Source organism: Arthrobacter bambusae (genome assembly GCF_030812595.1).
In the GTDB taxonomy this organism is placed as follows: Bacteria; Actinomycetota; Actinomycetes; order Actinomycetales; family Micrococcaceae; genus Arthrobacter; species Arthrobacter bambusae_B.
The window spans coordinates 698505-719563 of record NZ_JAUSSZ010000001.1 but is presented as its reverse complement, the minus strand read 5'-3'; the positions used below and the strand labels follow the sequence as shown (position 1 = coordinate 719563).

22 protein-coding genes are annotated in these 21059 nt (G+C 63.6%); 19 read left to right on the top strand and 3 right to left on the bottom strand.

The genetic code is table 11. The annotated features are described in order from the left end of the window. Positions 1–7: 7 nt before the first annotated feature. A complete protein-coding gene (locus J2S96_RS03410) occupies positions 8–1168 on the top strand; it encodes an acyl-CoA dehydrogenase family protein (RefSeq protein ID WP_306859849.1) in 1161 nt (386 codons plus the stop codon). Between the two features lie 11 nt (positions 1169–1179). On the opposite strand, the gene J2S96_RS03405 is transcribed toward J2S96_RS03410, so the two are convergent. Further along, positions 1180–1413: a DUF5703 family protein gene (locus tag J2S96_RS03405; protein ID WP_306859847.1), complete on the bottom strand. Its 234-nt coding sequence runs from the start codon at positions 1411–1413 to the stop codon at positions 1180–1182. Positions 1414–1452: 39 nt separating this feature from the next. Here J2S96_RS03405 and J2S96_RS03400 point away from each other — a divergent pair, with 39 nt between their 5' ends. Continuing rightward, entirely contained in the window at positions 1453–1725 is a 273-nt protein-coding gene (locus J2S96_RS03400; protein WP_306859845.1) for a hypothetical protein, read from the top strand. A 31-nt stretch (positions 1726–1756) separates the two neighbouring features. Here the strand turns inward: J2S96_RS03400 and J2S96_RS03395 are convergent, their stop codons facing one another. Next, on the bottom strand, positions 1757–2689 hold the full coding sequence (locus J2S96_RS03395; RefSeq protein ID WP_306859843.1) for an aldo/keto reductase: 933 nt from the start codon (positions 2687–2689) through the stop codon (positions 1757–1759). 52 nt (positions 2690–2741) lie between these two features. On the opposite strand from J2S96_RS03395, the gene J2S96_RS03390 reads away from it, so the two are divergent. After that, positions 2742–3575, top strand: a complete 834-nt coding sequence (locus J2S96_RS03390) for an undecaprenyl-diphosphate phosphatase (protein ID WP_306859841.1) — start codon at positions 2742–2744, stop codon at positions 3573–3575. A gap of 16 nt (positions 3576–3591) precedes the next feature. Beyond that, positions 3592–4875: a cysteine--1-D-myo-inosityl 2-amino-2-deoxy-alpha-D-glucopyranoside ligase gene (mshC, locus tag J2S96_RS03385; protein WP_306859839.1), complete on the top strand. Its 1284-nt coding sequence runs from the start codon at positions 3592–3594 to the stop codon at positions 4873–4875. A gap of 3 nt (positions 4876–4878) precedes the next feature. Here mshC and J2S96_RS03380 read toward each other — a convergent pair whose 3' ends face one another. Further along, positions 4879–5784: a PAC2 family protein gene (locus J2S96_RS03380; protein WP_306859837.1), complete on the bottom strand. Its 906-nt coding sequence runs from the start codon at positions 5782–5784 to the stop codon at positions 4879–4881. Between the two features lie 192 nt (positions 5785–5976). Here J2S96_RS03380 and J2S96_RS03375 point away from each other — a divergent pair, with 192 nt between their 5' ends. From J2S96_RS03375 to tatC, 15 genes are all read left to right on the top strand, one after another. Next, a complete protein-coding gene (locus J2S96_RS03375; protein WP_370872984.1) occupies positions 5977–6657 on the top strand; it encodes an HAD family hydrolase in 681 nt (226 codons plus the stop codon). Next, complete coding sequence (locus J2S96_RS03370; RefSeq protein WP_306859833.1) at positions 6658–7824, top strand: site-2 protease family protein; 1167 nt, start codon at positions 6658–6660, stop codon at positions 7822–7824. A gap of 158 nt (positions 7825–7982) precedes the next feature. After that, on the top strand, positions 7983–9035 hold the full coding sequence (locus J2S96_RS03365) for a tRNA (adenine-N1)-methyltransferase (RefSeq protein WP_306859830.1): 1053 nt from the start codon (positions 7983–7985) through the stop codon (positions 9033–9035). 101 nt (positions 9036–9136) lie between these two features. After that, entirely contained in the window at positions 9137–10951 is a 1815-nt protein-coding gene (gene arc, locus J2S96_RS03360) for a proteasome ATPase (RefSeq protein WP_306859829.1), read from the top strand. A 50-nt stretch (positions 10952–11001) separates the two neighbouring features. After that, complete coding sequence (gene dop / locus J2S96_RS03355; protein ID WP_306859905.1) at positions 11002–12618, top strand: depupylase/deamidase Dop; 1617 nt, start codon at positions 11002–11004, stop codon at positions 12616–12618. A gap of 122 nt (positions 12619–12740) precedes the next feature. Further along, entirely contained in the window at positions 12741–12944 is a 204-nt protein-coding gene (locus J2S96_RS03350; RefSeq protein WP_306859828.1) for a ubiquitin-like protein Pup, read from the top strand. Between the two features lie 78 nt (positions 12945–13022). After that, on the top strand, positions 13023–13832 hold the full coding sequence (gene prcB, locus J2S96_RS03345; RefSeq protein WP_306859827.1) for a proteasome subunit beta: 810 nt from the start codon (positions 13023–13025) through the stop codon (positions 13830–13832). A 1-nt stretch (position 13833) separates the two neighbouring features. Next, positions 13834–14541 (top strand): proteasome subunit alpha, encoded by a 708-nt coding sequence (gene prcA / locus J2S96_RS03340; protein WP_306859826.1) that lies wholly within the window; start codon positions 13834–13836, stop codon positions 14539–14541. Position 14542: 1 nt separating this feature from the next. Then, positions 14543–15907 (top strand): Pup--protein ligase, encoded by a 1365-nt coding sequence (gene pafA / locus J2S96_RS03335; protein WP_306859825.1) that lies wholly within the window; start codon positions 14543–14545, stop codon positions 15905–15907. Between the two features lie 110 nt (positions 15908–16017). Continuing rightward, positions 16018–16956 carry an FKBP-type peptidyl-prolyl cis-trans isomerase gene (locus J2S96_RS03330; protein ID WP_306859823.1) on the top strand — a complete coding sequence of 313 codons (939 nt, stop codon included), beginning with the start codon at positions 16018–16020 and terminating at the stop codon, positions 16954–16956. A 50-nt stretch (positions 16957–17006) separates the two neighbouring features. Further along, positions 17007–17402, top strand: coding sequence for an FKBP-type peptidyl-prolyl cis-trans isomerase (locus J2S96_RS03325; protein WP_306859821.1), 396 nt, complete (start codon positions 17007–17009; stop codon positions 17400–17402). Between the two features lie 94 nt (positions 17403–17496). Next, positions 17497–19533, top strand: coding sequence for a helix-turn-helix transcriptional regulator (locus J2S96_RS03320; protein ID WP_306859820.1), 2037 nt, complete (start codon positions 17497–17499; stop codon positions 19531–19533). A gap of 9 nt (positions 19534–19542) precedes the next feature. After that, positions 19543–19893 (top strand): hypothetical protein, encoded by a 351-nt coding sequence (locus J2S96_RS03315; RefSeq protein WP_306859818.1) that lies wholly within the window; start codon positions 19543–19545, stop codon positions 19891–19893. Positions 19894–19925: 32 nt separating this feature from the next. Then, the gene (tatA, locus tag J2S96_RS03310) at positions 19926–20192 is read left to right on the top strand and encodes a Sec-independent protein translocase subunit TatA (RefSeq protein ID WP_306859816.1); all 267 of its coding nucleotides are present in this window, start codon (positions 19926–19928) and stop codon (positions 20190–20192) included. A 48-nt stretch (positions 20193–20240) separates the two neighbouring features. Then, positions 20241–21035 carry a twin-arginine translocase subunit TatC gene (gene tatC, locus J2S96_RS03305; RefSeq protein WP_306859904.1) on the top strand — a complete coding sequence of 265 codons (795 nt, stop codon included), beginning with the start codon at positions 20241–20243 and terminating at the stop codon, positions 21033–21035. Positions 21036–21059 lie beyond the last annotated feature (24 nt).

Here is a 21059-nt window from a genome sequence, read left to right as displayed (position 1 = left end):
GAACGCCTTGAATCCCACGGAGATCCTGCCGGACGAGATGCTCGACCGCATCCGCGGCCGGGCCGCGGGCTACGACCAGGACAACTCGTTCTTCCACGAAGACCTCGAGGAGCTCGCCGGGGCGGGTTACCTGAAGATTTTCGTCCCGGAGTCCGACGGCGGCCTGGGACTCGGTCTCGAAGCCGCGGCGGCGCTTCAGCGCAGGCTTGCCACGGCTGCCCCGGCCACCGCGTTGGCCGTGAACATGCACCTTGTCTGGACCGGCGTCGCGCACGTGCTGGCCGCCCGCGGCGACCACTCCCTGGGCTTTGTCCTCAAGGAGTCCGGACTGGGCGAGGTCTTTGCCTTCGGGATTTCCGAGGCGGGCAATGACTCCATGCTCTTTGATTCAGGGACCACGGCTGAACCGCAGCCCGACGGCGGGTACAGCTTCACCGGACGGAAGATTTTCACGAGCCTGTCCCCGGGGTGGACGCGCCTCGGAATCTTCGGCAAGGACAGCGGAGCGAGGGAGGGGAGCGGCGAACTGGTATTCGGGTTCCTCGACCGCGACAACCCGGGCCACGAGGCCCTGAGCGACTGGGACACCCTCGGCATGCGGGCCAGCCAATCGAACACCACGCTCCTCCACGCCGCTGTGGTGCCGCCGGAAAGGATCTTCCGCAAACTGCCTGTGGGACCCAACCAGGATCCGCTGATCTTCGCCATCTTCGCCTGCTTCGAAACGTTGCTTGCCGCCGTCTACACGGGCATCGGGGAGCGGGCCTTTGCCCTGGCGGTTGAGGCAGCTACGCGTCGCACCTCGGCCAAATTCGGCGGCCGGCGTTTCTCGCAAGACCCGGATATCCGCTGGAAGATTGCCGACGCCGCCATGGCAATGGACTCCATCCAGCCCCAGCTGGCGTCAGTTGCCCGCGACGTTGACGGCCTGGTGGATCACGGGGCGCAGTGGTTTCCAAAATTCGTCGGGCTCAAGGTGCGGGCCACGGAGAACGCCCGGGCCATGGTGGATGTGGCCATCCGGGTTTCCGGAGGCTCGAGCTACTTCCGTGGCTCCGAACTCGAGCGGTTGTATCGGGACGTCCTGGCCGGGATCTTCCACCCCTCCAACGATGAATCCGCGCACAGCACGGTAGCCAATGCGTGGCTTGGCCCGCTCGAAAGCTGAAGCGCTCGAAGCTACACCGTGCGCTGCACGTTGAGTACCTTGCGGCGCAGCCAGAACCGGCGACCGCCGCCCGTATAGAGGATGCTCCGCTCCAGTTCCCACTTGCCGTATTCGGAGTGCTCCACGAGCCGACGCCGCGCCTCGGGCAAGGAATCGTCAGGGCTGACAGTCAGTACGAGATACTCGTACTGCCTCGCGTAGTCCCGCTGACGCTCCACTGAACTGCTCAGAAATTGTTCTCTCATCCCTCTCCATTTTCGTCTTTTTCGGGCTAACGTGAAGTCATGAGCATCGATCCGCGTGTCGCGCTTCAGTCATTGTCAGCCGCCTTGGAAGAGCACCTGATTGCCGCTTCCGCCCGCCGGGGCGAAGGAGATCCCGCTGTGGAGGCAGCGTTTTTCGCCGTCGCAGATGCCTTTGAGGTATATGAGGACTCACTATACGAGGCCTACTCGGAAGTCACACCCCTCCAGGTGTTCGACGACGATGATGAAGATGACGACGAGGAGAGCAATGAACTCCTCGATGAAGACGAGCTGGAGATCCTCGACCAGTAATACCGGATGTATTCCCGCCGTCTCAGCCGGGTCAGGTTGCTGAAACGTCTTCCAACGCCCGTGAAATTTCACCGGGAAGAGGTGCCAGCTGCGCGTCGAGCAGTTCCTTGAGCTGAACCGCATTGCGTGCGCCCAGGACCGCCGTCGATACGCCCGGGCGGGAGAGCAACCAGCTCAGCGAGACGTCGACGGCGGACCGTCCCAATCCGCGCGCGGCCATGGCCACTGCTTCGACGATCCGCGCCCCCCGCGCGTCAAGGTACTTTTCCACGTAGCCGCTGAGGCGGCCCTCCGCCGCGCGGGATTCGGCGGGGATCTGTCCGCGGTATTTGCCGCTGAGGACGCCCCGGCCGAGTGGCCCCCACGCCATGAGGCCGAGGCCCGCGTCCTCGATGGCGGGCACCAGTTCGTCTTCGGGCTTCCTGTGCAGCAGCGAGTATTCGGATTGGTTGGCCACCACGGTGAATCCCGCGACGGCAGCAGCCTTGGCGGTTTGCCAGCCGTTGTAGTTGGAGATGCCGACATACCGCGCTCTTCCAGAGCGCAATGCAAGGTCAAGTGCGGACAGCGTTTCGTCCAGGGGGACGTTGCCGTCCCAAGCCTGCGCGAACCAAATGTCCACGTAGTCAGTCCCCAAGCGGGCAAGGCTGGCGTCGAGTGCGGACAGCATGGAGCCGCGGGAGGCATCGACGCCGCGCCGGCCGTCCGACGTCGCGACGCCGGCTTTCGTTGAGAGGACAACCTCCGAACGGGCCACGACGTCCCCCAACATGGAGCCCAGGAGGGCCTCGGCTTGTCCGCCCGCGTAGGAGGCCGCGGTATCGATCATGGTGCCGCCGGCAGCGATGAACGTATGGAGCAGCTCGCGTGCATCCTGTTCGTCCGTTTCTTCCGCCCAGGACATGGTGCCCAGGGAAAGGGTGGACACCCGAAACCCGCTATTGCCGACGTAACGCTGCTGCATAGCTGATAGCTTACGGGGATATCGCGTAGATCATGACGTAGGGTCTATTCACGTGAACTGGATAGAAGCGGCCTTCCTTGGCCTCGTGCAGGGCCTGACGGAATTCCTTCCGATTTCTTCAAGCGCACACCTGCGAATTGTCGGCTCATTCCTCCCTAATGCGGCGGATCCCGGCGCTGCTTTCACGGCCATCACGCAGCTGGGCACCGAGACGGCGGTCATCGTCTTCTTCTGGCGAGACATCGTCAGGATTGTGCGTGCTTGGTTTGGGTCGCTGCGCGGCACGGTCCCAAGGAGCGACCCCGACGCGCGGATGGGTTGGCTGATCATCCTCGGAAGCCTGCCCATCATTGTGCTTGGCCTGCTCTTCCAGGACCAGATCGAATCCGTGCTGCGCAGCCTCTGGATCGTGGCCACCATGCTGATTGTTTTCGGCATGATCCTGGCGGTGGCTGACGCTGTTGGCCGGCAAGAACGCGAGCTGAACCAATTGACGTTCAAGCACGGCATTCTCTACGGGCTGGCCCAGGCCATGGCACTCATCCCAGGCGTCTCCCGCTCCGGTGGAACCATCACCGCCGGCCTCCTGATGGGGTACACGCGGGAAGCCGCCGCACGGTATTCGTTCCTGCTCGCCATCCCCGCTGTCTTTGGCAGCGGCCTGTACCAGCTGTACAAGGTGGTATCCAAGGAAGGAATCACCGGTCCCTTCGGCCTGCCCGAAACAGCGCTGGCCACGGTCATCGCCTTCGTTGTGGGCTTCGTGATCATTGGCTGGTTCCTCAAATTCGTTTCCACCCACAGCTACCGTGCCTTCGTGTGGTACCGCATCCTCCTTGGACTCGCCCTTTATGTATTGCTCGGTTTCAATGTCATCAGCGCCTAGCACTATGGTTGAGGCTGTGAAATCGTGGATCTCCCGCCCTGTGCCTGAACTACCCGGCAGCATGCCCCCGTTGAGGCTGTTCGATACCGCCCTCGGGGCCCTTGTGGAGCTCGAGCCACGCGCTGAGCAGTCGATGTACGTCTGCGGCATCACGCCCTACGACGCCACCCATATGGGCCACGCGGCCAGCTACGTCGCCTTCGACCTGCTCAACCGGGCATGGCGGGACAGCGGCCAGCGGGTTGCGTATGTCCAGAACGTCACGGACGTCGACGACCCCCTCCTGGAGCGCGCCACCGCCACCGGCGTTGATTGGCGCAAGTTGGCGGCGAGCCAGATTGAGCTTTTCCAGACCGATATGGACGCCCTCAATGTGCTGGCTCCGAATCATTACATCGGGGCCGTCGAAGCGATCCCGATGATTGTCCCGGCCATCGAGAAATTGATCGCGGACGAGCTCGCCTATCGCGTGCACGGCAGCGGCGGCGAACCCGACGGCGACGTCTATTACGACGTCGAGGCAGCCGGCAAAGTTTCGGATAAGCCGGACGCTTGGACCCTCGGCGATATCTCGGGGCTCGGCGAAGTGGAAATGCTGGAGCTTTTCGCCGAACGCGGTGGCGATCCCGGCCGGTCCGGCAAGCGGAATCCCCTTGATCCTTTGCTCTGGCGGGTTGCCCGCGACGACGAGCCGAGCTGGCCCGGTGCGAGCCTCGGTGACGGGCGTCCCGGCTGGCACATTGAATGCACCGTCATCGCCCAGAAATACCTGCCGGCTCCCTTTACTGTGCAGGGCGGCGGATCGGACCTCGTCTTCCCGCACCACGAGATGGGCGCCGGACACGCGTATTCGCTCAGCGGCGTGCCTTTGGCGGAGCACTATGCCCACGCCGGAATGGTGGGCCTGGACGGCGAAAAGATGAGCAAATCCAAGGGCAACCTGGTCCTTGTGTCCAAGCTCCGCGCGGCCGGCGAAGAACCTGCCGCGATCCGCTTGGCGATCCTGGCCCACCACTACCGCTCGGATTGGTCCTGGACCGATGAAGGTTTCGCGCAAGCCAAGGAACGGCTCAGCACCTGGCGGGCCGCCCTGGACGTCGCTCCCGAGGGAACGGCCGCGGAATTGCTGACCCGGATGCGTGCCGAGCTGGCCAACGACCTCAATGCTCCCGGCGCGGTCGCCGCCGTCGACGCCTGGGCCTCTGCGGCCCTCAGCAACGCTTCGAACGCGAAACCCGGCACGCTGGATTCAGCGCTGGTGAGCGATGCGGTCAACGCACTGCTCGGCGTCGAACTGTAGCCGTCAGGGCTTGTCCTTGCCTCTGCGCTTGAGGTAGCGCTCGAATTCGCGCGCGATGGATTCGCCGCTGGCCTCCGGCAGGTCAGCGGTGTCCTTGGCCTCTTCGAGCTGCCGGACGTAAGCTGCGATTTCGGGGTCTTCAGTGGCCAGTTCGTCCACTCCCCGTTCCCAGGCTTCGGACTCCTCGTTGAGGGCGTGGGTGTCCAGAGGCACCTGGAGCAGATCCTCGATCCGGTTCAAGATGGCCAGTTGCGCCTTGGGGGAGGGCGGCTGCGCGACATAGTGCGGCACGGCCGCCCACAGCGACACCGTAGGCAACCCCGCGAGCATCGCGAATTCCGCGAGCACGCCGACTATGCCTACCGGACCCTCGTACTGCGAAGCCTCAAGGTTCAATCGCTCCCGCAGTCCGGCATCGTCCGAGGTGGCGCTAACGGGGATCGGGCGGCTGTGCGGAACATCGGCCAAGAGCGCGCCGATCAGCACAACGTAGTCAACGTTAAGCGTTTCGGCATGGACCAAAAGCTCGGCCGTGTAGGCGCGCCAGCGGTAGGAAGGCTCGGTGCCGAGCACAAACACGACGTCGATGTTGCTGTCCGGGATGCTGGCCTTGTACAGGCGCGTGGAAGGCCATTTCACCTTGCGCGTCCCGGCTGCCGTGCGTCGCACGGTCGGCCTGGTGAACTGGAAGTCGTAATAGTCGTCGGCATCAACCGATGCCACTTTCTTTCCCTGCCACAACTTGTTCAAGTAGTGAAGGGAATCGCTGGCCGCCTCACCGGCGTCGTTCCAACCTTCGAAAGCCGCAAGCATCACGGTGATGCGCTGGCCTTCGGCTACAGGCTGGAGAAGGCGCTCAGGCTCGGGTGTCGTGGCCTGTCCGTCAGGGGCTCCGTCCAAACTGTTCATCCACTCACCCTACGTCCAACACCGCCGCCGATGCATGGAGTTGGGGGACCGGCGTGGCCATACTTCGCCCCCGGCGTAGAAGCGGCAATTGCCTTTCTTCCTTCCACGTAGACTTTAGGCATGCTTTCTTCAGCCACCCAGCCCGTTATCAGAGCCGAGCGCAGGGGCGAACTCAAGGCCGCGCTATGGGACATGGATGGCACCCTGGTGGACACAGAGCCGTACTGGATTGCTGCGGAACGCGCGCTCGTTGAGTCCCACGGAGGCACGTGGAGCCATGAACAAGCCATGCAGCTTGTAGGGCAGTCGCTGATGCACTCGGCCGGCATTCTCCAAAAGGCCGGAGTCGACCTGGAAAAGCGCGAGATCGTCGACTCGTTGAGTGCCCGGGTCATCGACCGCCTCCGGGTCGAGGTACCGTGGCGGCCCGGTGCCAAGGAACTGCTTGACGAGCTGTATCAATCGGGCGTCCGTTGCGCCCTCGTGACGATGTCCGAAGGCCCGATGGCCCGTGAAGTCGTAGCCAGCCTCCCCGAGCCCTACTTCGAGTTCCTCATTACCGGGGACATCGTCAGCCAAGGAAAACCCCACCCGGAGGCTTACCTCGCCGCCGTCGAGCGTCTCCAGGACACTGACCCCGAGCTGACAGCGGACCACTGCGTCGCCCTCGAGGACTCCGTCCCCGGTGTTGCGTCCGCGATCGCCTCCGGTGTGGTCACGGTCGGAATTCCGCACCAGGTGCCACTGCCCGAGGACCCCCGCCGTGCCACCTGGGACACGCTTCGGGGCCGGAGTGTCGCCGACCTTGAAGCACTTGTTACCGCGCGGGCCCTGGCCAACATGCCGGCCGCGCCCCTTGGACAGGCAAACTAAGTGAGCGCCCCCCGAAGCGGTGGCCACAGCACCCGCAGCAGCAAGGACGGAATTCCGCTCGGCCGCATCGCGGGAATCCCCGTCTACCTTGCCTACTCCTGGTTCATCATCGCGGCGTTCACGGTCATCGCCTACGGCCCGGCACTTCTCAACCAGGATCCTTCCTTGGGAATCGGAGCGTACGTCGTTGCCTTTGCCTATGCCGTGCTCCTGGCTCTCTCGGTGCTCGTCCATGAACTCGCGCACGCCTTGAGCGCCAAGGCCTTCAATTGGCCCACTGAAAAGATCGTGTTGAATCTCTGGGGCGGCCATACCCAGTTCGGCGGCTTCATTGCGTCCCCCGGCCGCTCGGTGGTTGTCGCCTTGGCAGGGCCGGCCGCGAACTTCGTACTGGCGGCGGCCGCGTGGCCCCTGGTAGTGACCCATGCCTTCAGCGGGGCGGCGGAGACCTTGACGAACATCTTCGTTTGGGCCAACTTGCTGATCGGCATTTTCAATGTGCTCCCGGGCCTTCCCCTTGACGGAGGCCGCGTGGTGGAGTCGGCCGTTTGGAAAGCAACAGGCAGCCAGGAAAAGGGGACGGTGGCGGCTGGCTGGGTGGGACGGGTAATCGTTATCGTCCTTATCATTTGGTTTGTCGTCCGACCCCTTCTGAGCAGGACCCCTCCGGACCTCACCCTGATGCTCATCACGTTCCTTGTCTGCAGCTTCCTCTGGATCGGTGCTTCGGGTGCGATCAAGCAGGCCACGCTCCGCGGACGCCTTCCCTCGGTGAGTGCCGCCGCCTTGGCCGAACCCGCCGTCGGGATTCCGAACTCGGCCACCGTCGCCGACGTGCTGCGGGTTGCACCCTACGGCGCTCCCGCCGTCGTGATCTGCGGACCGGATGGCCGGCCACAGGGCCTTGTCGACCCGGCAGCCGCTGCTGCCGTGCCGCCCTCCCAGGTATCCACAACCCTGGTAACGGCAGTCTCGACCCCCCTCGCCGAAGGAGCCTACGTCCCGTGGACCTCCAGCGGCCAAGAACTGATCCAGTATTTAGCGCAACTCAGCGGCGCCGAATACGCGGTCGTGGATGAAGTCGGCACGGTCACAGGTCTGCTGCGGCAGCAGGCCGTAGTGACGGCCATAACAGGTAAAGTAGCCCGACGGAGCGCACGCCCGTAGGACCTTCCCGGTAGAGTTACCTGCCGGCCGTGAAATGACCAGGCCTGCACTGAAGTACCCCGGATAGCCTTGAAATAACCCGGATAGCACTGTGCATCACCAAGCAATAACAGCGGCAACAAATGACGGCCCAGCCGTACAGGAGCGAGGAAACACCCATGAGCAGCGAAACCGCCGCCAACTACACGGCCACCGGCGCCGCCGAAACCGCCACCCAGCCGACTGGTGCGGCACGGCGCCGAGGGCCGTTCCGTGTGGGCGAGCGGGTTCAACTCACGGACGAACGCGGCCGGATGAACACCATTACCCTGGAGGTAGGCGGCGCCTTCCACACGCACCGCGGCTTCCTCAACCACGACGAAATCATCGGCAAGGTTGACGGTTCCGTGGTGGCCAACAACATCGGCCAGCAGTACCAGACGCTCCGCCCGTTGCTCTCGGACTTCGTGTTGTCCATGCCCCGGGGTGCGGCAGTGGTGTACCCCAAGGATGCCGGCCAGATCGTCACCATGGCCGATATCTTCCCGGGTGCCCGGGTAGTTGAAGCCGGCGTCGGTTCCGGCGCTCTTTCGATCTCCCTGCTTCGCGCAGTGGGCGACGGCGGCTACCTGCACTCTTTCGAGCGTCGGGAAGAATTCGCCGACATCGCCCGCGGCAACGTGGAAACCATTTTCGGCGGTCCGCACCCCGCCTGGAAGATCTCGCTGGGAGACTTCCAGGAGGAAGTTGTCCGCAGCGAAGAGCCCGGGTCCGTGGACCGCGTAGTGCTGGACATGCTCGCCCCCTGGGAATGCCTCGACGCCGTAGCCACCGTTTTGGCACCCGGCGGCGTATGGATCAACTATGTGGCCACCGTGACCCAGCTCTCCCGTACCGCGGAGGCCATCCGGGCGGACGGCCGGTTCACGGAACCGGACGCGTGGGAATCCATGGTCCGTGGCTGGCACCTGGAGGGCCTTGCCGTCCGTCCAGACCACCGCATGGTGGCCCACACCGGCTTCCTCTTGGTCACCCGTCGCCTCGCGGACGGCGTGACGGGCATTTCGGTGAAGCGCCGCCCGTCGAAAACCGAGTTCAGCGAAGAGGACCTGAACGCCTGGACACCGGGAGCCGTGGGAGAGCGTGCAGTTTCGGACAAGAAACTGCGGCGGGCGGCACGGGATGCGATTGCCGGCACCAACGTCAAGGACGACCCCTCACCGGCTCCCTAGGGAAAGATCACAAACTGGTCCGCATTCCGGATGTCACAGGTTTCCCGACGCTTTTGAGGGCTAAGGTCTATTTATAGAAAGCGGGAAGGAGCTGATGCTTCGTGGATACGTCGAACAATGACTTCGGGCGAACAACGCCGGAGGAGCCAACGAACAAGGCTGTGACTGAGGGAAAAGCGGGACGCGGGGGTGGGGCAATCCAACCGGTTGACGACTCCGGGGAACTCACTGTCGCCGAACGCCAGATAAACATCCTTCGAGACAAACTGCGCCACATCGACCGCCAGCTTGCCGCCGCAACCCAGAACAACACCAAGCTCGTGACCATGCTGGAAACGGCGAAGGCCGAAATCCTGCGGCTCAAAGGCGCACTCGAGCAGGACGGCCAGCCGCCGTACAGCTTCGGGACCATCCTGCAGATCAATCCCAGGCGCCAGCCCACGGCAGGAAGCACCGGCCAGGCGGCCACAGAGGAGTCGGTTGACATCTTCAATGCCGGCCGCAAGATGCGCGTGGGTGTCAGCCCGCTCGTGAACATCAACCAGCTGGCCGTTGGACAGGAAGTCCTCCTGAATGAGGCCTTGCTCGTGGTGACCGGACTGGGCTATGAACGGGCAGGTGAACTCGTCACGCTCAAGGAAATGCTTGGCGCGGACCGCGCCCTGGTGGTGGGCCGGGCGGATGAAGAGCGGGTCGTCAGGCTTTCCGGCGCCCTGCAGAAAGTCCACCTGCGCGTCGGCGATGCTTTGTCGCTCGATTCCCGCACGGGCTACGCCCTGGAGAAAGTGCCCCGGGCAGAGGTCGAAAACCTTGTCCTTGAGGAAGTCCCGGACATTACCTACGAGGACATCGGCGGCTTGGGCCCGCAAATCGAACAGATCCGCGACGCGGTTGAACTGCCGTTCCTGCACCCGGACCTGTACCGCGAACACGGGCTCAAAGCACCCAAGGGCATCCTGCTTTACGGGCCTCCGGGTTGCGGAAAGACGCTGATCGCGAAGGCCGTTGCCAACTCGCTTGCCGCCCGCGCCTCCGAACGGGCCGGCAACCTGGACCTGAAGAGCTACTTCCTGAACATCAAGGGACCTGAACTCCTTGACAAGTACGTCGGCGAAACAGAGCGGCACATCCGCCTGATCTTTGCGCGCGCCCGGGAGAAGGCTTCGGATGGCAGCCCTGTGGTGGTGTTCTTCGACGAGATGGACTCCCTGTTCCGCACCCGCGGCACAGGTGTCTCTTCCGACGTCGAGACAACCATCGTTCCGCAGCTCCTGAGCGAGATCGACGGCGTCGAACGGCTGGACAACGTCATCGTGATCGGCGCTTCGAACCGTGAAGACATGATCGATCCGGCCATTCTTCGACCCGGCAGGCTGGACGTGAAGGTCAAGATCCAGCGGCCCGACGCCGAAGCGGCCGCCGACATTTTCGCCAAGTACATCACCACCGACCTTCCCTTCCACGCAACGGATCTGGCAGAGCATGGCGGCGACGTCCAGGCCACCGTCGACGCCATGATCCAGCGCACAGTGGAAGCGATGTATTCGACGGAGAAATCCAACGAGTACCTCGAGGTCACCTACGCCAACGGCGATACGGAGATGCTCTACTTCAAGGACTTCAATTCCGGGGCAGTCGTGCAGAACGTGGTGGACAGGGCCAAGAAGTACGCCATCAAGGATCTTCTGCTGACCCACCAGAAAGGCCTGCGGATCGACCACTTCCTGCGCGCCGTCGTCGACGAATTCCGCGAACACGAGGACATGCCGAACACCACCAACCCGGATGACTGGGCACGCATCTCAGGCAAGAAGGGCGAACGCATCACCTACATCCGCACAATCGTCCAGGGCAAGGCCGGCCAGGAGCCCGGGAAGTCGATCGAAACGACTCCCAATACCGGCCAGTACCTGTGACGGCCCGGCCGGAAGGCCTGCCTTCGGAGAAGCTTCCCGTGGGCGGGGCCATGCGGGTCATGGGTTCGGAAACTGAATACGGAATCCACGCGCCCTCCGCGCCGGGCGCCAACGCCACGATGATGTCCGCGCGGATCATCCAGGCCTACGCCAACCTGACGCGGCAGCGGGCGGCCGGTGGCGCCGAGACCCGCTGGGACTATACGGACGAAGAACCCCTGCACGACGCACGCGGGTGGACAGTCGAGCGCAGTGCCGCCGACCCGAGCCAGCTGACCGACAGGCCCCCCGTGCTCGACGCCGAAGCAGTCGCCTTGGCGTACGGGCGCCAGGAGCTGGAAGCCGACGGCAGCGACGAATCCGGATCGCTGCTGATGAACATGGTCCTCGGCAACGGTGCCCGCCTGTACGTCGACCACGCCCATCCGGAATATTCGAGCCCCGAGGTGACGAATCCCCGCGACATCGTTGCGTGGGACGCCGCCGGCGACCTCGTCGCCCTGGCCACGGTTCGGAAAGTAGCCGCAGATCCCGATCTGCCGGCCATCAATCTCTACAAGAACAACACGGACAACAAATCGGTGTCCTACGGTTCGCATGAGAACTACCTCATGCCGCGCTCGGTGCCTTTCGGGGACATCGTCCGCGGCTTGACGCCCTTCTTCGTCACCCGCCAGGTCATCTGCGGTGCCGGGCGGCTCGGCACGGGCCAGGACGGTTCAATCTCCGGATTCCAGATCAGTCAGCGGGCGGATTTCTTCGAAGCCGAGGTGGGGCTGGAAACCACCATCAGGCGTCCGATCATCAATACCCGGGACGAACCGCATGCCACTGCGGACAAATATCGGCGCCTGCATGTCATCATCGGCGACGCCAACCTGAGCCAAGTGTCGAACTACTTGAAGTTCGGCACGACGGCATTGGTCCTGAGCCTTATCGAAGCCGGCCAGGCTCCGAAAATCGAGGTCCATGAACCCGTGGCCGGGTTACAGGCAATCAGCCACGACACCTCCCTGACTGCTACCGTCAGGCTTCTCGACGGACGGCGCGTGACAGCGCTGGATATCCAGTGGATGTACTACGAGGCAGCGGCCAAACTTGCCCAGGAGACCGGGGTGTCCGACTCCTTCACTGGAGATGGCCACACCCGGGACGTCCTGGAACGGTGGGAGTCGACGCTGGGACTCCTGGGGAACAACCCGGCGGGTGCCGCGTCGTCTGTCGAATGGCTGGCCAAGATGTCACTGCTTGATGGCTATCGGAACCGTGACGGCCTCGAATGGAACGACGCCCGCCTGGGGCTCGTCGATTTGCAATGGTCCGATGTGAGGCCGGAGAAAGGCTTGTATTACCGCATGCTTTCCCGCGATCGCATGCAGAGGATCGTCGACGACGCCACGATCAGTCGCGCGGTTGTCGAACCGCCGACGGACACGCGCGCATACTTCCGCGGGAAGTGTGTTTCGAGCTTTGGCAAGGACGTGGTCGGCGCCAGCTGGGATTCGGTCATCTTCGACGTTCCCGGCATCGGAAAGCTCCAACGCGTGCCCACCAGGGAACCCCTCCGCGGCACTGAAGCACTCACCGGTCCGTTGTTTCGGAAACACGCAACCGCGGGTGCATTCCTGCGTGAATTGCTCGGCTTGGACCCGGCCCCGCCCGCCTGAACGGGCGGCCGGCCAAAGGCCGCCAAACGGGTCCTTAAAACCGCAGCATCGCGGCCCTCCCCGTGGCAGTATGGCATTACAGGAAGTCCCCGTTGCCGGGGATGGACAGAATGGAGAAGGAAATGGCAGCTCAGGAGCAGCAGCAACCGCAGTCGCGGGACGTCGAGTCAGAGGCCGACGCCCCCGAGGCGCCGCCCGCAGCGCCAGAGGCCCAGGCCTCGGTCGCCACGCAGGGCGTAGACGATCTCCTCGACGAGATCGACGGTGTACTTGAATCGAACGCCGAGGAATTCGTCCGGGCATTTGTGCAAAAGGGCGGCCAGTAACCAGCCGCCAGCAAAGCCAAGGGCCCGGCCGGCGCGAGGCCGCCGGGCATCGGATGTCAGAGTCGAAGGAGCGCAGCAATGCAGGATCCATCAGCCGGCCACGTGGCCACCCAAGCAACGTCTTCGTTCATAGAGCATCTGCAACGCTCCCGGCCTGAACTCCTTCCCTTTACTCAAGCGCTGCCCGCGGGACAGATTCCCCCGGCCCCCCATGCCACAACAATCGTCGCCCTGAGCTACCCCGGCGGCGTGCTGATGGCGGGGGACCGGCGTGCCACCATGGGCAATGTGATCGCCAGCAGGCACATCGAGAAGGTCTTCCCGGCCGACGAATACTCCGTCATGGGAATTGCAGGCACAGCAGGCCTTGCGATCGACATCACACGATTGTTCCAAGTGGAACTCGAACACTATGAAAAGATCGAAGGCACCCGGCTGAGCCTGGACGGCAAAGCCAACCGGCTCGGCGCCATGATCAGGGGAAACCTGCCGATGGCCATGCAAGGGCTCGCGGTGATCCCGCTCTTCGCGGGCTTCGACCAAACCGCCGGCGTGGGACGGCTCTTCTCTTACGATGTCACCGGCGGACGATACGAGGAATTGGAGCACCATTCGGTCGGCTCCGGTTCCGTCTTCGCCCGCGGCGCCCTGAAAAAACTGTGGCGGCCGAACCTCACCGAAGACGAAGCTGTCGCGGTCGCGGTGGAAGCCCTCTACGACGCCGCCGACGACGACTCTGCCACCGGCGGTCCGGACCCCGTCCGGCAGCTATGGCCGGTGATTTACACCGTCAACCGCGCCGGTGCCCGGCGGGTGCCGGAGCGGGAGTTGGCCGCGATAGCGGGATCTATCGTTGAATCGCGCGCAGTTGCCGGACGGGAGGCCTGAGATGACCCAGCAGTTTTATGTTTCGCCCGAGCAGCTGATGAAGGACCGCGCGGATTTCGCGCGGAAGGGCATCGCCCGCGGCCGTTCCGTCGTCGTGATCAGTTGCGCGGACGGCATCGCGTTGGTGGCGGAGAACCCTTCGCCTTCGCTCCATAAGATCGGTGAGATCTACGACAAAATCGCGTTCGCCGCGGTGGGCAAGTACAACGAGTTTGAAAGTCTTCGACAAGCAGGTGTGCGCTACGCCGACGTCCGCGGCTATTCATACGATCGCGAGGACGTCACGGCCCGCGGGCTGGCCAGCGTCTATGCGCAGAGCCTTGGCGCAGTGTTCACCGCGGAACAAAAGCCGTTCGAAGTGGAGCTTGCAGTAGCCGAGGTGGGCCACACGCAGTCCGAGGACCACCTTTATCGGCTGACTTTCGACGGTTCGATTGCCGACCAGAACGGTTTCGTGGTGATGGGCGGTTTGGCCGAGCAAGTAGCCGAAACCGTGGCCGGCGGTTGGAACGCTGACCTCGACCTGGCCGGCGCGCTGCGTTTGGCGGTCAAGGCCCTGGCCGCGGACAAGGAAGTGGACGCCCTGCCCGGAACCGCCGTCGAGGCCGCGGTCTTGGACCGGAGTCCGGAAAGCGGGCGCGGATCCCGGCGTGCGTTCCGGCGTCTCCGGGCAGAAGAAATCACGCAGCTGCTGGCAGGGGAGGCCTGAGATGGACAAGAGGATATTCGGGATAGAAACGGAGTTCGGGATTTCGTATTCGAGCCCGGACTCACGGCCATTGGCTCCCGAGGAAGTGGCCAGGTACCTCTTTCGCAAAGTTGTGAGTTGGGGACGTTCCTCCAACGTCTTCCTGACGAATGGCTCGCGCCTGTACCTGGATGTCGGCTCGCACCCGGAGTACGCCACTGCGGAATGCGACGACCTCGCGCAGCTGATCGCCCACGACCGCGCGGGGGAGCTCATTCTCGATGACCTCGTGGACGAAGCACAGGCGCGCCTTGCTGCCGAGGGATTCAACGGAACGGTCTACCTGTTCAAGAACAACACCGATTCGGCCGGCAATTCCTACGGCAGCCACGAAAACTACCTGATTCCGCGGCGGGGTGAGTTCTCGCGGCTCGCCGAGATCCTCATTCCCTTCCTTGTCACCCGGCAGCTGATCGCTGGTGCAGGCAAGGTCCTGAAGACACCCCATGGGGCCACGTTCGCGTTCTCCCAACGGGCCGACCACATTTGGGAAGGCGTATCTTCCGCGACGACGAGATCCCGCCCCATCATCAACACCCGTGACGAGCCGCACGCCGATGCGGAGTTCTTCCGCCGCCTGCATGTGATCGTGGGCGATTCCAACATGTCCGAGACCACCGCCCTGTTGAAGGTGGGAACGGTGGACCTGCTGCTACGCATGGTTGAGGCCGGAGTGATCATGCGGGACATGCGCATGGAGAACCCGATCCGCAGCATCCGGGAAATCTCGCACGATCTGAGCGGTAAGGCCTTGGTGCGCCTGGCCAACGGCAGGCAACTGACGGCTCTGGACATCCAACGTGAGTACCTGACAAAGGTCAGCGCTTTCGTAGCAGCCAATGGAGCCCATAATCCGCATGTACCGCTCATCCTGGACCTCTGGGAGAGGACCCTGGACGCGATCGACAGCGGCGACACCAGCGGAATAGACACGGAAGTGGACTGGGCCATCAAGAAGAAGCTGATGGATGGATACATGCGCCGCCATGGAATCGGCCTGGACTCGCCGAGGATCGCGCAACTGGACCTCACCTATCACGACATCTCGCGCAAGCGCGGGATTTTCTTCCTGCTCCAGTCCCGGGGTGCGGCGAGGCGCCTCGTGGCCGACACGGATATCAAGGACGCCGTGGATGCTCCGCCGCAGACCACCCGAGCGAAACTCCGTGGCGACTTCGTCCGGCGCGCCCAGGAACTCGGCCGTGACTACACTGTGGACTGGGTCCATTTGAAATTGAACGACCGTGCCCACCAGACGATTTTGTGCAAGGATCCCTTCCGCAGCGTCGACGAAAGGGTGGATGCCCTGCTGGACTCGATGAGCTGACTCCCAGCTTCACCGGCTAGTCTGGAGGTTGGCCATTTAACTGGCCGCTACGCGCATGGCCGGGCCTGGCCCGTCCATGCCCTCCTTTTGCCCCGACGAAAGTTCAATTTGTGCGACGTCTACTAGCAATTCTTATCCCCGGCCTCCTGCTGCTCACCGCCTGCGGCGGTAGCCCGGCAGCAGCTCCGGAGCCCACCAGTCAGTCCGCCGGCGACGTAGCCAAGCTGGATTCCCTCAAGGTCTCCGACAATGGAGACAAGAAGGCACCCGGCCTGGAATTCAACAAGCCGCTGGATGTGACGCAGCCAACCATCAAGATGGTCAGCGACGGCACCGGCGACAAGGTTAAGGCCGGCCAGGTGGCGCAGATCACCTATATTGCCGTCGACGGCAAGGACGGCAAGACCCTCGAAGACACTTTCCCGACCGGTTCCCAGCCCGTCGAACTGAACGACCAGCTCAAGACTGGCAGCGCTGTGCTCTATAACGCCCTTGTCGGCGCGAAGGTGGGCGCAGATATCGCTTTCGCCGTCCCCGGCACTCCGGCGTCAGCTGAAGCAGCGGCAACGTCATCCCAGCTGGTGGTTTTCAAGGTCACTGGCGTCAAGGACGCGGTCAAGCCCCTGGACAAGCCCGAGGGTGACACCGTGACTCCGCCTGCCGGCCTCCCCACGGTGAAGGTCGACGACAAGGGAGCTCCGCAGATTTCCGTTGACGGCGCGAAGGCCCCGCAGGCCCTGGTCTCCCAGGACCTCATCAAGGGCAAGGGCGCAGTCGTCAAGGAAACGGACACCCTCACGGTCAACTACGTCGGCGTCACCTTGGCTGACGGCAAGAAGTTCGACTCCAGTTACGACAAGGGCCAGACCGCCAGCTTCGCGCTGAACGGCGTCATCAAGGGCTGGACGCAGGGCCTGACTGGTAAGACCGTCGGCTCCCGGGTCCTCTTGGTCATCCCCAAGAGCCTCGCGTATGGCGACGGGGCAGCAGCCCAGGGCCAGCCCGCGGGCGATCTGGTCTTCGTCGTCGACATCCTCGGCGCGCAGTAACTTTTCCGCAACCCTCCGAAACACCGTCCCCATGAAATAGAGGAGTACCCATGTCATTTGGTCAGCGCGATTACGACCGCACGAAGCCGGAGATCGACTTCCCGGAGGGCGAGGTCCCCACGGAACTCGTTATCAAGGACATCATCGTCGGTGACGGCGCCGAGGCTAAGGCCGGCGACACCGTCTCCACCCACTACGTTGGCGTTGCTTGGTCCACCGGCGAAGAATTCGACGCATCCTGGGGCCGTGGCGCACCGCTGGACTTCCGCGTGGGCGTCGGCCAGGTCATCCAGGGCTGGGACCAGGGTCTGCTTGGCATGAAGGTCGGCGGTCGCCGCCGCCTGGAGATTCCCTCCGAGCTTGCCTACGGCTCCCGCGGCGCAGGCGGAGCCATCAAGCCCAACGAAGCCCTGATCTTCGTGGTGGACCTCGTAGCAGTCCGCTAGGTTTCGCAGCATGGGAAGGCGCGTCTGCGCCGGAGAAATCCGGTCGTAGACGCGCCTTCCGCCATTGCCGGAGGAATTTAGTAACGTAGCAAGCGTGTCCGCATCACGTACCGAACGACTCCTGAACTTGTTGATCGCCCTACTCAACACAAAATACGGCTTGTCCCGGGCCGTTCTCAGGGAGAAGGTCTATCACGACGCCGCCGCCAGCGACGTCGCATTCGGACGCATGTTTGAGCGGGACAAGGCAGACCTGAAGCAGTTCGGCTTCGATATCGAAACGCTCCTTGACCACGGATTCGGCTCGGACGATCCCGCTTCGACCCGCTACCGCATCGGCAAGGAATCCAATCGCCTGCCGGATGTGCACCTGACTCCGGCCGAGGGGACGGTGCTGCTGCTGGCCGCCCAGCTGTGGGAACGCGCGGCTCTCGGCTCGGCGGCCGCAAGCGCCCTGCGGAAACTCCAGGCTTCCGGCGACCTTGCCGACGTCGAACTCCCTGCAGGCGTCCAACCCCGCATCAAGCCCGCCGGCCAGGCTTTCGACGACATCATCGCGGCCATGAACGGCCAGCACCCCGTGAGTTTCGGCTACCGTGCCGCGAGCACCGGCAAAGACGAACGACGCATGGTGGAACCGTGGGGCCTCGGGAGCCGATTCGGCCAGTGGTACCTGGTGGGCTTCGACCGGGTTCGGAACGCGAAACGGTTTTACCGGCTGTCCCGGATGACGAGCGACGTCAAGGTCGAGACCGGGCATCACTGCGAGATACCCGCGGGGTTCAACACCCGCGCCGAACTGGACAGCCTCCGCGAACTTCCCCTGCAGGAGGCCCTCCTGGACGTCGCTGAAGGCCGTTTGCTGGGTCTTCGCAAGCGTGCGGTGACCCTCTCCGGGGCCAGTGGCACCAACGGCGCCCAGCCGGGCAGGGACCGCCTCTCCGTGCCGTTCCGTGACAGCGAGCTGCTCGCCGAAGAACTGGCCTCCTATGGTCCCCACGTCCACGTGGCCGGGCCTCCCGAGCTACGCGACGCCGTGATCCGCCGGCTCCAAGCCGCCGCCGCGTTCGCCTCAAGCCCCGCCGTCGAAGTCCGCTTCCCCGGCGTCGGACCGCTGCCGCGTGCCCGCAAGCGGACCTCGGAAGACCAACTCAACCGCATGCTGCAGCTGGTCCCCTTCCTCGTGCACAACCAGGGCCTGCCCATCCAGGAGGTGGCCGACCGCTTCGGTGTCACCCGCAAAGAGCTGGTGGATGACCTGACGATACTGATTTGCTCCGGCCGGCCGGAAGGCTACCCGGACGATTTGTTCGATATCGATTGGGAAAACGAGCACGTGTTTATCCGCGAGCACCTCGAGCTCAACCGCCCCATCCGCTTCAGCGTTGACGAGGCTTGCGCGCTCCTGACGGGCCTGGCGACCCTGGGTGGACTTCCCGCCCAGGCAGGAATGTCAGAGGACGAGCAGAGTAACGCCCTCGAGTCGGTGACACTGAAGCTCACCGGCGCGGCGGGGGAGGCCGGCCGTTTGGCGGCGGCCGTCGCCGGGCCGCCCGTCACCCCGGCCGACGCAGGGGCCTTCAACACCATCACCCGGGCGATCCAGTCGGGCCATCAACTGCGGCTTCGTTACTTGTCCCAGCAGCGCGACTCCGTCTCCGAACGCGACGTGGACCCTTTCCGGCTCTATTCCTTGGACAACACCTGGTATTTCGAGGCGTATTGCCATAGCAAGGCCGGACTGCGGAACTTCCGCCTGGACCGCATCGAGGAGATCGCGCCCAACGGACGTCCGGTTTCCACGACTGCGGGCGCCGAGGGCGGCGTTCCGGTGAAGCTGTACACACCCAACGACGACGATGTCGTCGTCATCCTCCAATTGACCCGGCAGGGCCTCGGGCTGGCGGATGACTACTATGCTGAGCGGACGGCCATGCTTCCCGACGGCGGCATGATCGCCGAGGTCCGGTTCGGAAATGCGGACTGGTTACCGATGTTCGTTGCGCAGCACGGCGGCGCGGTCCGGATTTTGCAGCCCACTGAGTTGGCGGGCACTTCCGAAGCGTGGATAGCAGCGGCCCTCCAGCAGTACAAGCAACTGGACCCGATACAAACCGTGAAGGCTGGTTAGACTACTCAAATGCCTTGGTGGTCCTGGATCCTTCTGTGGGTCGCACTGATTGCGGTATCGCTGCTTTGCTATGTCCTGCTGGGCGTCCGGCTTTTCCGGAAGTTCATGGCCACGGTGCGTGAACTGAATGCCGTGGGGGAGGCGTTCGGGTCGCGCCCGCATTTCCCGGCACCGGCCGACGACGACGGCGGGGCCCCGGCGAAACCGTTCGGTGCGGCTGTTTTTGCCTCACCGGAACAGATGCGACATGATTACGTGACGGCCAAGGCCTCCCGCCAGGAAGCGCGTCGCCAAAAGCGCGTGAAGCGCAAAGCAGAACGGGGCCAACCCCAGTCTCTGCACGACATCGAAATCAGTTAGACGTAGGATGTATTCCAACGAAAGGACTTCCCGTGGGACGACTATTTGATGGCCCTTGGCCAATTGTCATTATCATCATCGTGGCCCTGCTGCTGTTTGCCGCACCCAAGCTGCCCGCCATGGCGCGTAGCCTCGGCCAGTCGATGCGCATCATCCGATCCGAAGTCAAGGAAATGAAGAACGACGGCAAGCCCGCGGCCAAGGACGAGACGGACCCCGTTGAAGGCCGAGTGGTCAACCACCCGGAAGCGAACAAGAGCGGCAACGACACTGACGTTCCGCCCGCAACCCGTAGCTAAGCAGTAGTGGCAACGAAGACGGGCCGCAAAGCCAACCCCGAAGGGCGGATGGCGCTCCTAGACCACCTGAAGGAGCTCAAGAACCGGCTGATCAAGTCTGCCGTCGGCGTTCTCCTGGGCGCAGTGGCAGGGTGGTTCCTCTATGAGCCCGTGGTCAATAGCCTGTCGGATCCGTTGATCAAGATCGCCCAGGAGACCAAACGAACCGCGGTCCTGAACTTTGCGAGCGTCGGGGATCCATTCGACTTCAAGTTCCGTATTGCCATCCAAATCGGGTTGGTGCTCTCCAGTCCCATCTGGATCTACCAAGTGTGGGCCTTCATTACCCCTGGCCTGACCAGCAAAGAGCGACGCTACACACTCGGGTACATGGCTGCCGCGGTGCCGTTGTTCCTGGCCGGTGTCTATGTCGCGTGGACGGTCATCCCGAACGTGGTGCGTGCACTGCTGCAGTTCACGCCGCAAAACGGTGCCAACAACATCGACGCATCCCAGTACCTGACGTTCGCCACGCACATGCTTCTTTTCCTGGGCCTTGCGTTCCTCGTGCCGGTCGTGTTGGTCGGCGTCAACATGGCTGGCGTCTTGAGTGGCAGGACCATCCTCAAAGCCTGGCGCATCACCGTCTTCCTCGTGTTCGTCCTGGCGGCCGTTGCCGCGCCCGGTGCGGACGCATTGTCGATGTTCATGCTCGCCGGGCCCCTTCTTGCACTCTTCTTCGCCGCGATCGGGCTCTGCATGCTGAACGACAAACGGCGCGCACGCCATCAGGCGAAGATCGCCGCTGAGACCGATGCCACGGCCGACATAGCCACACCTGCTTCCGATCTGGAGAATCTGTAGTCTCCCGGCCACTAGGCTTGAAGC

What these genes read in the sequence shown, in the direction of transcription:
- J2S96_RS03405 (WP_306859847.1), bottom strand. Translation starts at nt 1,413, where the DNA reads ATGAGAGAACAATTTCTGAGCAGTTCAGTGGAGCGTCAGCGGGACTAC.
- J2S96_RS03400 (WP_306859845.1), top strand. Translation starts at nt 1,453, where the DNA reads ATGAGCATCGATCCGCGTGTCGCGCTTCAGTCATTGTCAGCCGCCTTG.
- J2S96_RS03395 (WP_306859843.1), bottom strand. Translation starts at nt 2,689, where the DNA reads ATGCAGCAGCGTTACGTCGGCAATAGCGGGTTTCGGGTGTCCACCCTT.
- J2S96_RS03380 (WP_306859837.1), bottom strand. Translation starts at nt 5,784, where the DNA reads ATGAACAGTTTGGACGGAGCCCCTGACGGACAGGCCACGACACCCGAG.
- J2S96_RS03375 (WP_370872984.1), top strand. Translation starts at nt 5,977, where the DNA reads ATGGATGGCACCCTGGTGGACACAGAGCCGTACTGGATTGCTGCGGAA.
- J2S96_RS03365 (WP_306859830.1), top strand. Translation starts at nt 7,983, where the DNA reads ATGAGCAGCGAAACCGCCGCCAACTACACGGCCACCGGCGCCGCCGAA.
- dop (WP_306859905.1), top strand. Translation starts at nt 11,002, where the DNA reads ATGCGGGTCATGGGTTCGGAAACTGAATACGGAATCCACGCGCCCTCC.
- J2S96_RS03350 (WP_306859828.1), top strand. Translation starts at nt 12,741, where the DNA reads ATGGCAGCTCAGGAGCAGCAGCAACCGCAGTCGCGGGACGTCGAGTCA.
- prcB (WP_306859827.1), top strand. Translation starts at nt 13,023, where the DNA reads ATGCAGGATCCATCAGCCGGCCACGTGGCCACCCAAGCAACGTCTTCG.
- prcA (WP_306859826.1), top strand. Translation starts at nt 13,834, where the DNA reads ATGACCCAGCAGTTTTATGTTTCGCCCGAGCAGCTGATGAAGGACCGC.
- pafA (WP_306859825.1), top strand. Translation starts at nt 14,543, where the DNA reads ATGGACAAGAGGATATTCGGGATAGAAACGGAGTTCGGGATTTCGTAT.
- J2S96_RS03325 (WP_306859821.1), top strand. Translation starts at nt 17,007, where the DNA reads ATGTCATTTGGTCAGCGCGATTACGACCGCACGAAGCCGGAGATCGAC.
- J2S96_RS03315 (WP_306859818.1), top strand. Translation starts at nt 19,543, where the DNA reads ATGCCTTGGTGGTCCTGGATCCTTCTGTGGGTCGCACTGATTGCGGTA.
- tatC (WP_306859904.1), top strand. Translation starts at nt 20,241, where the DNA reads ATGGCGCTCCTAGACCACCTGAAGGAGCTCAAGAACCGGCTGATCAAG.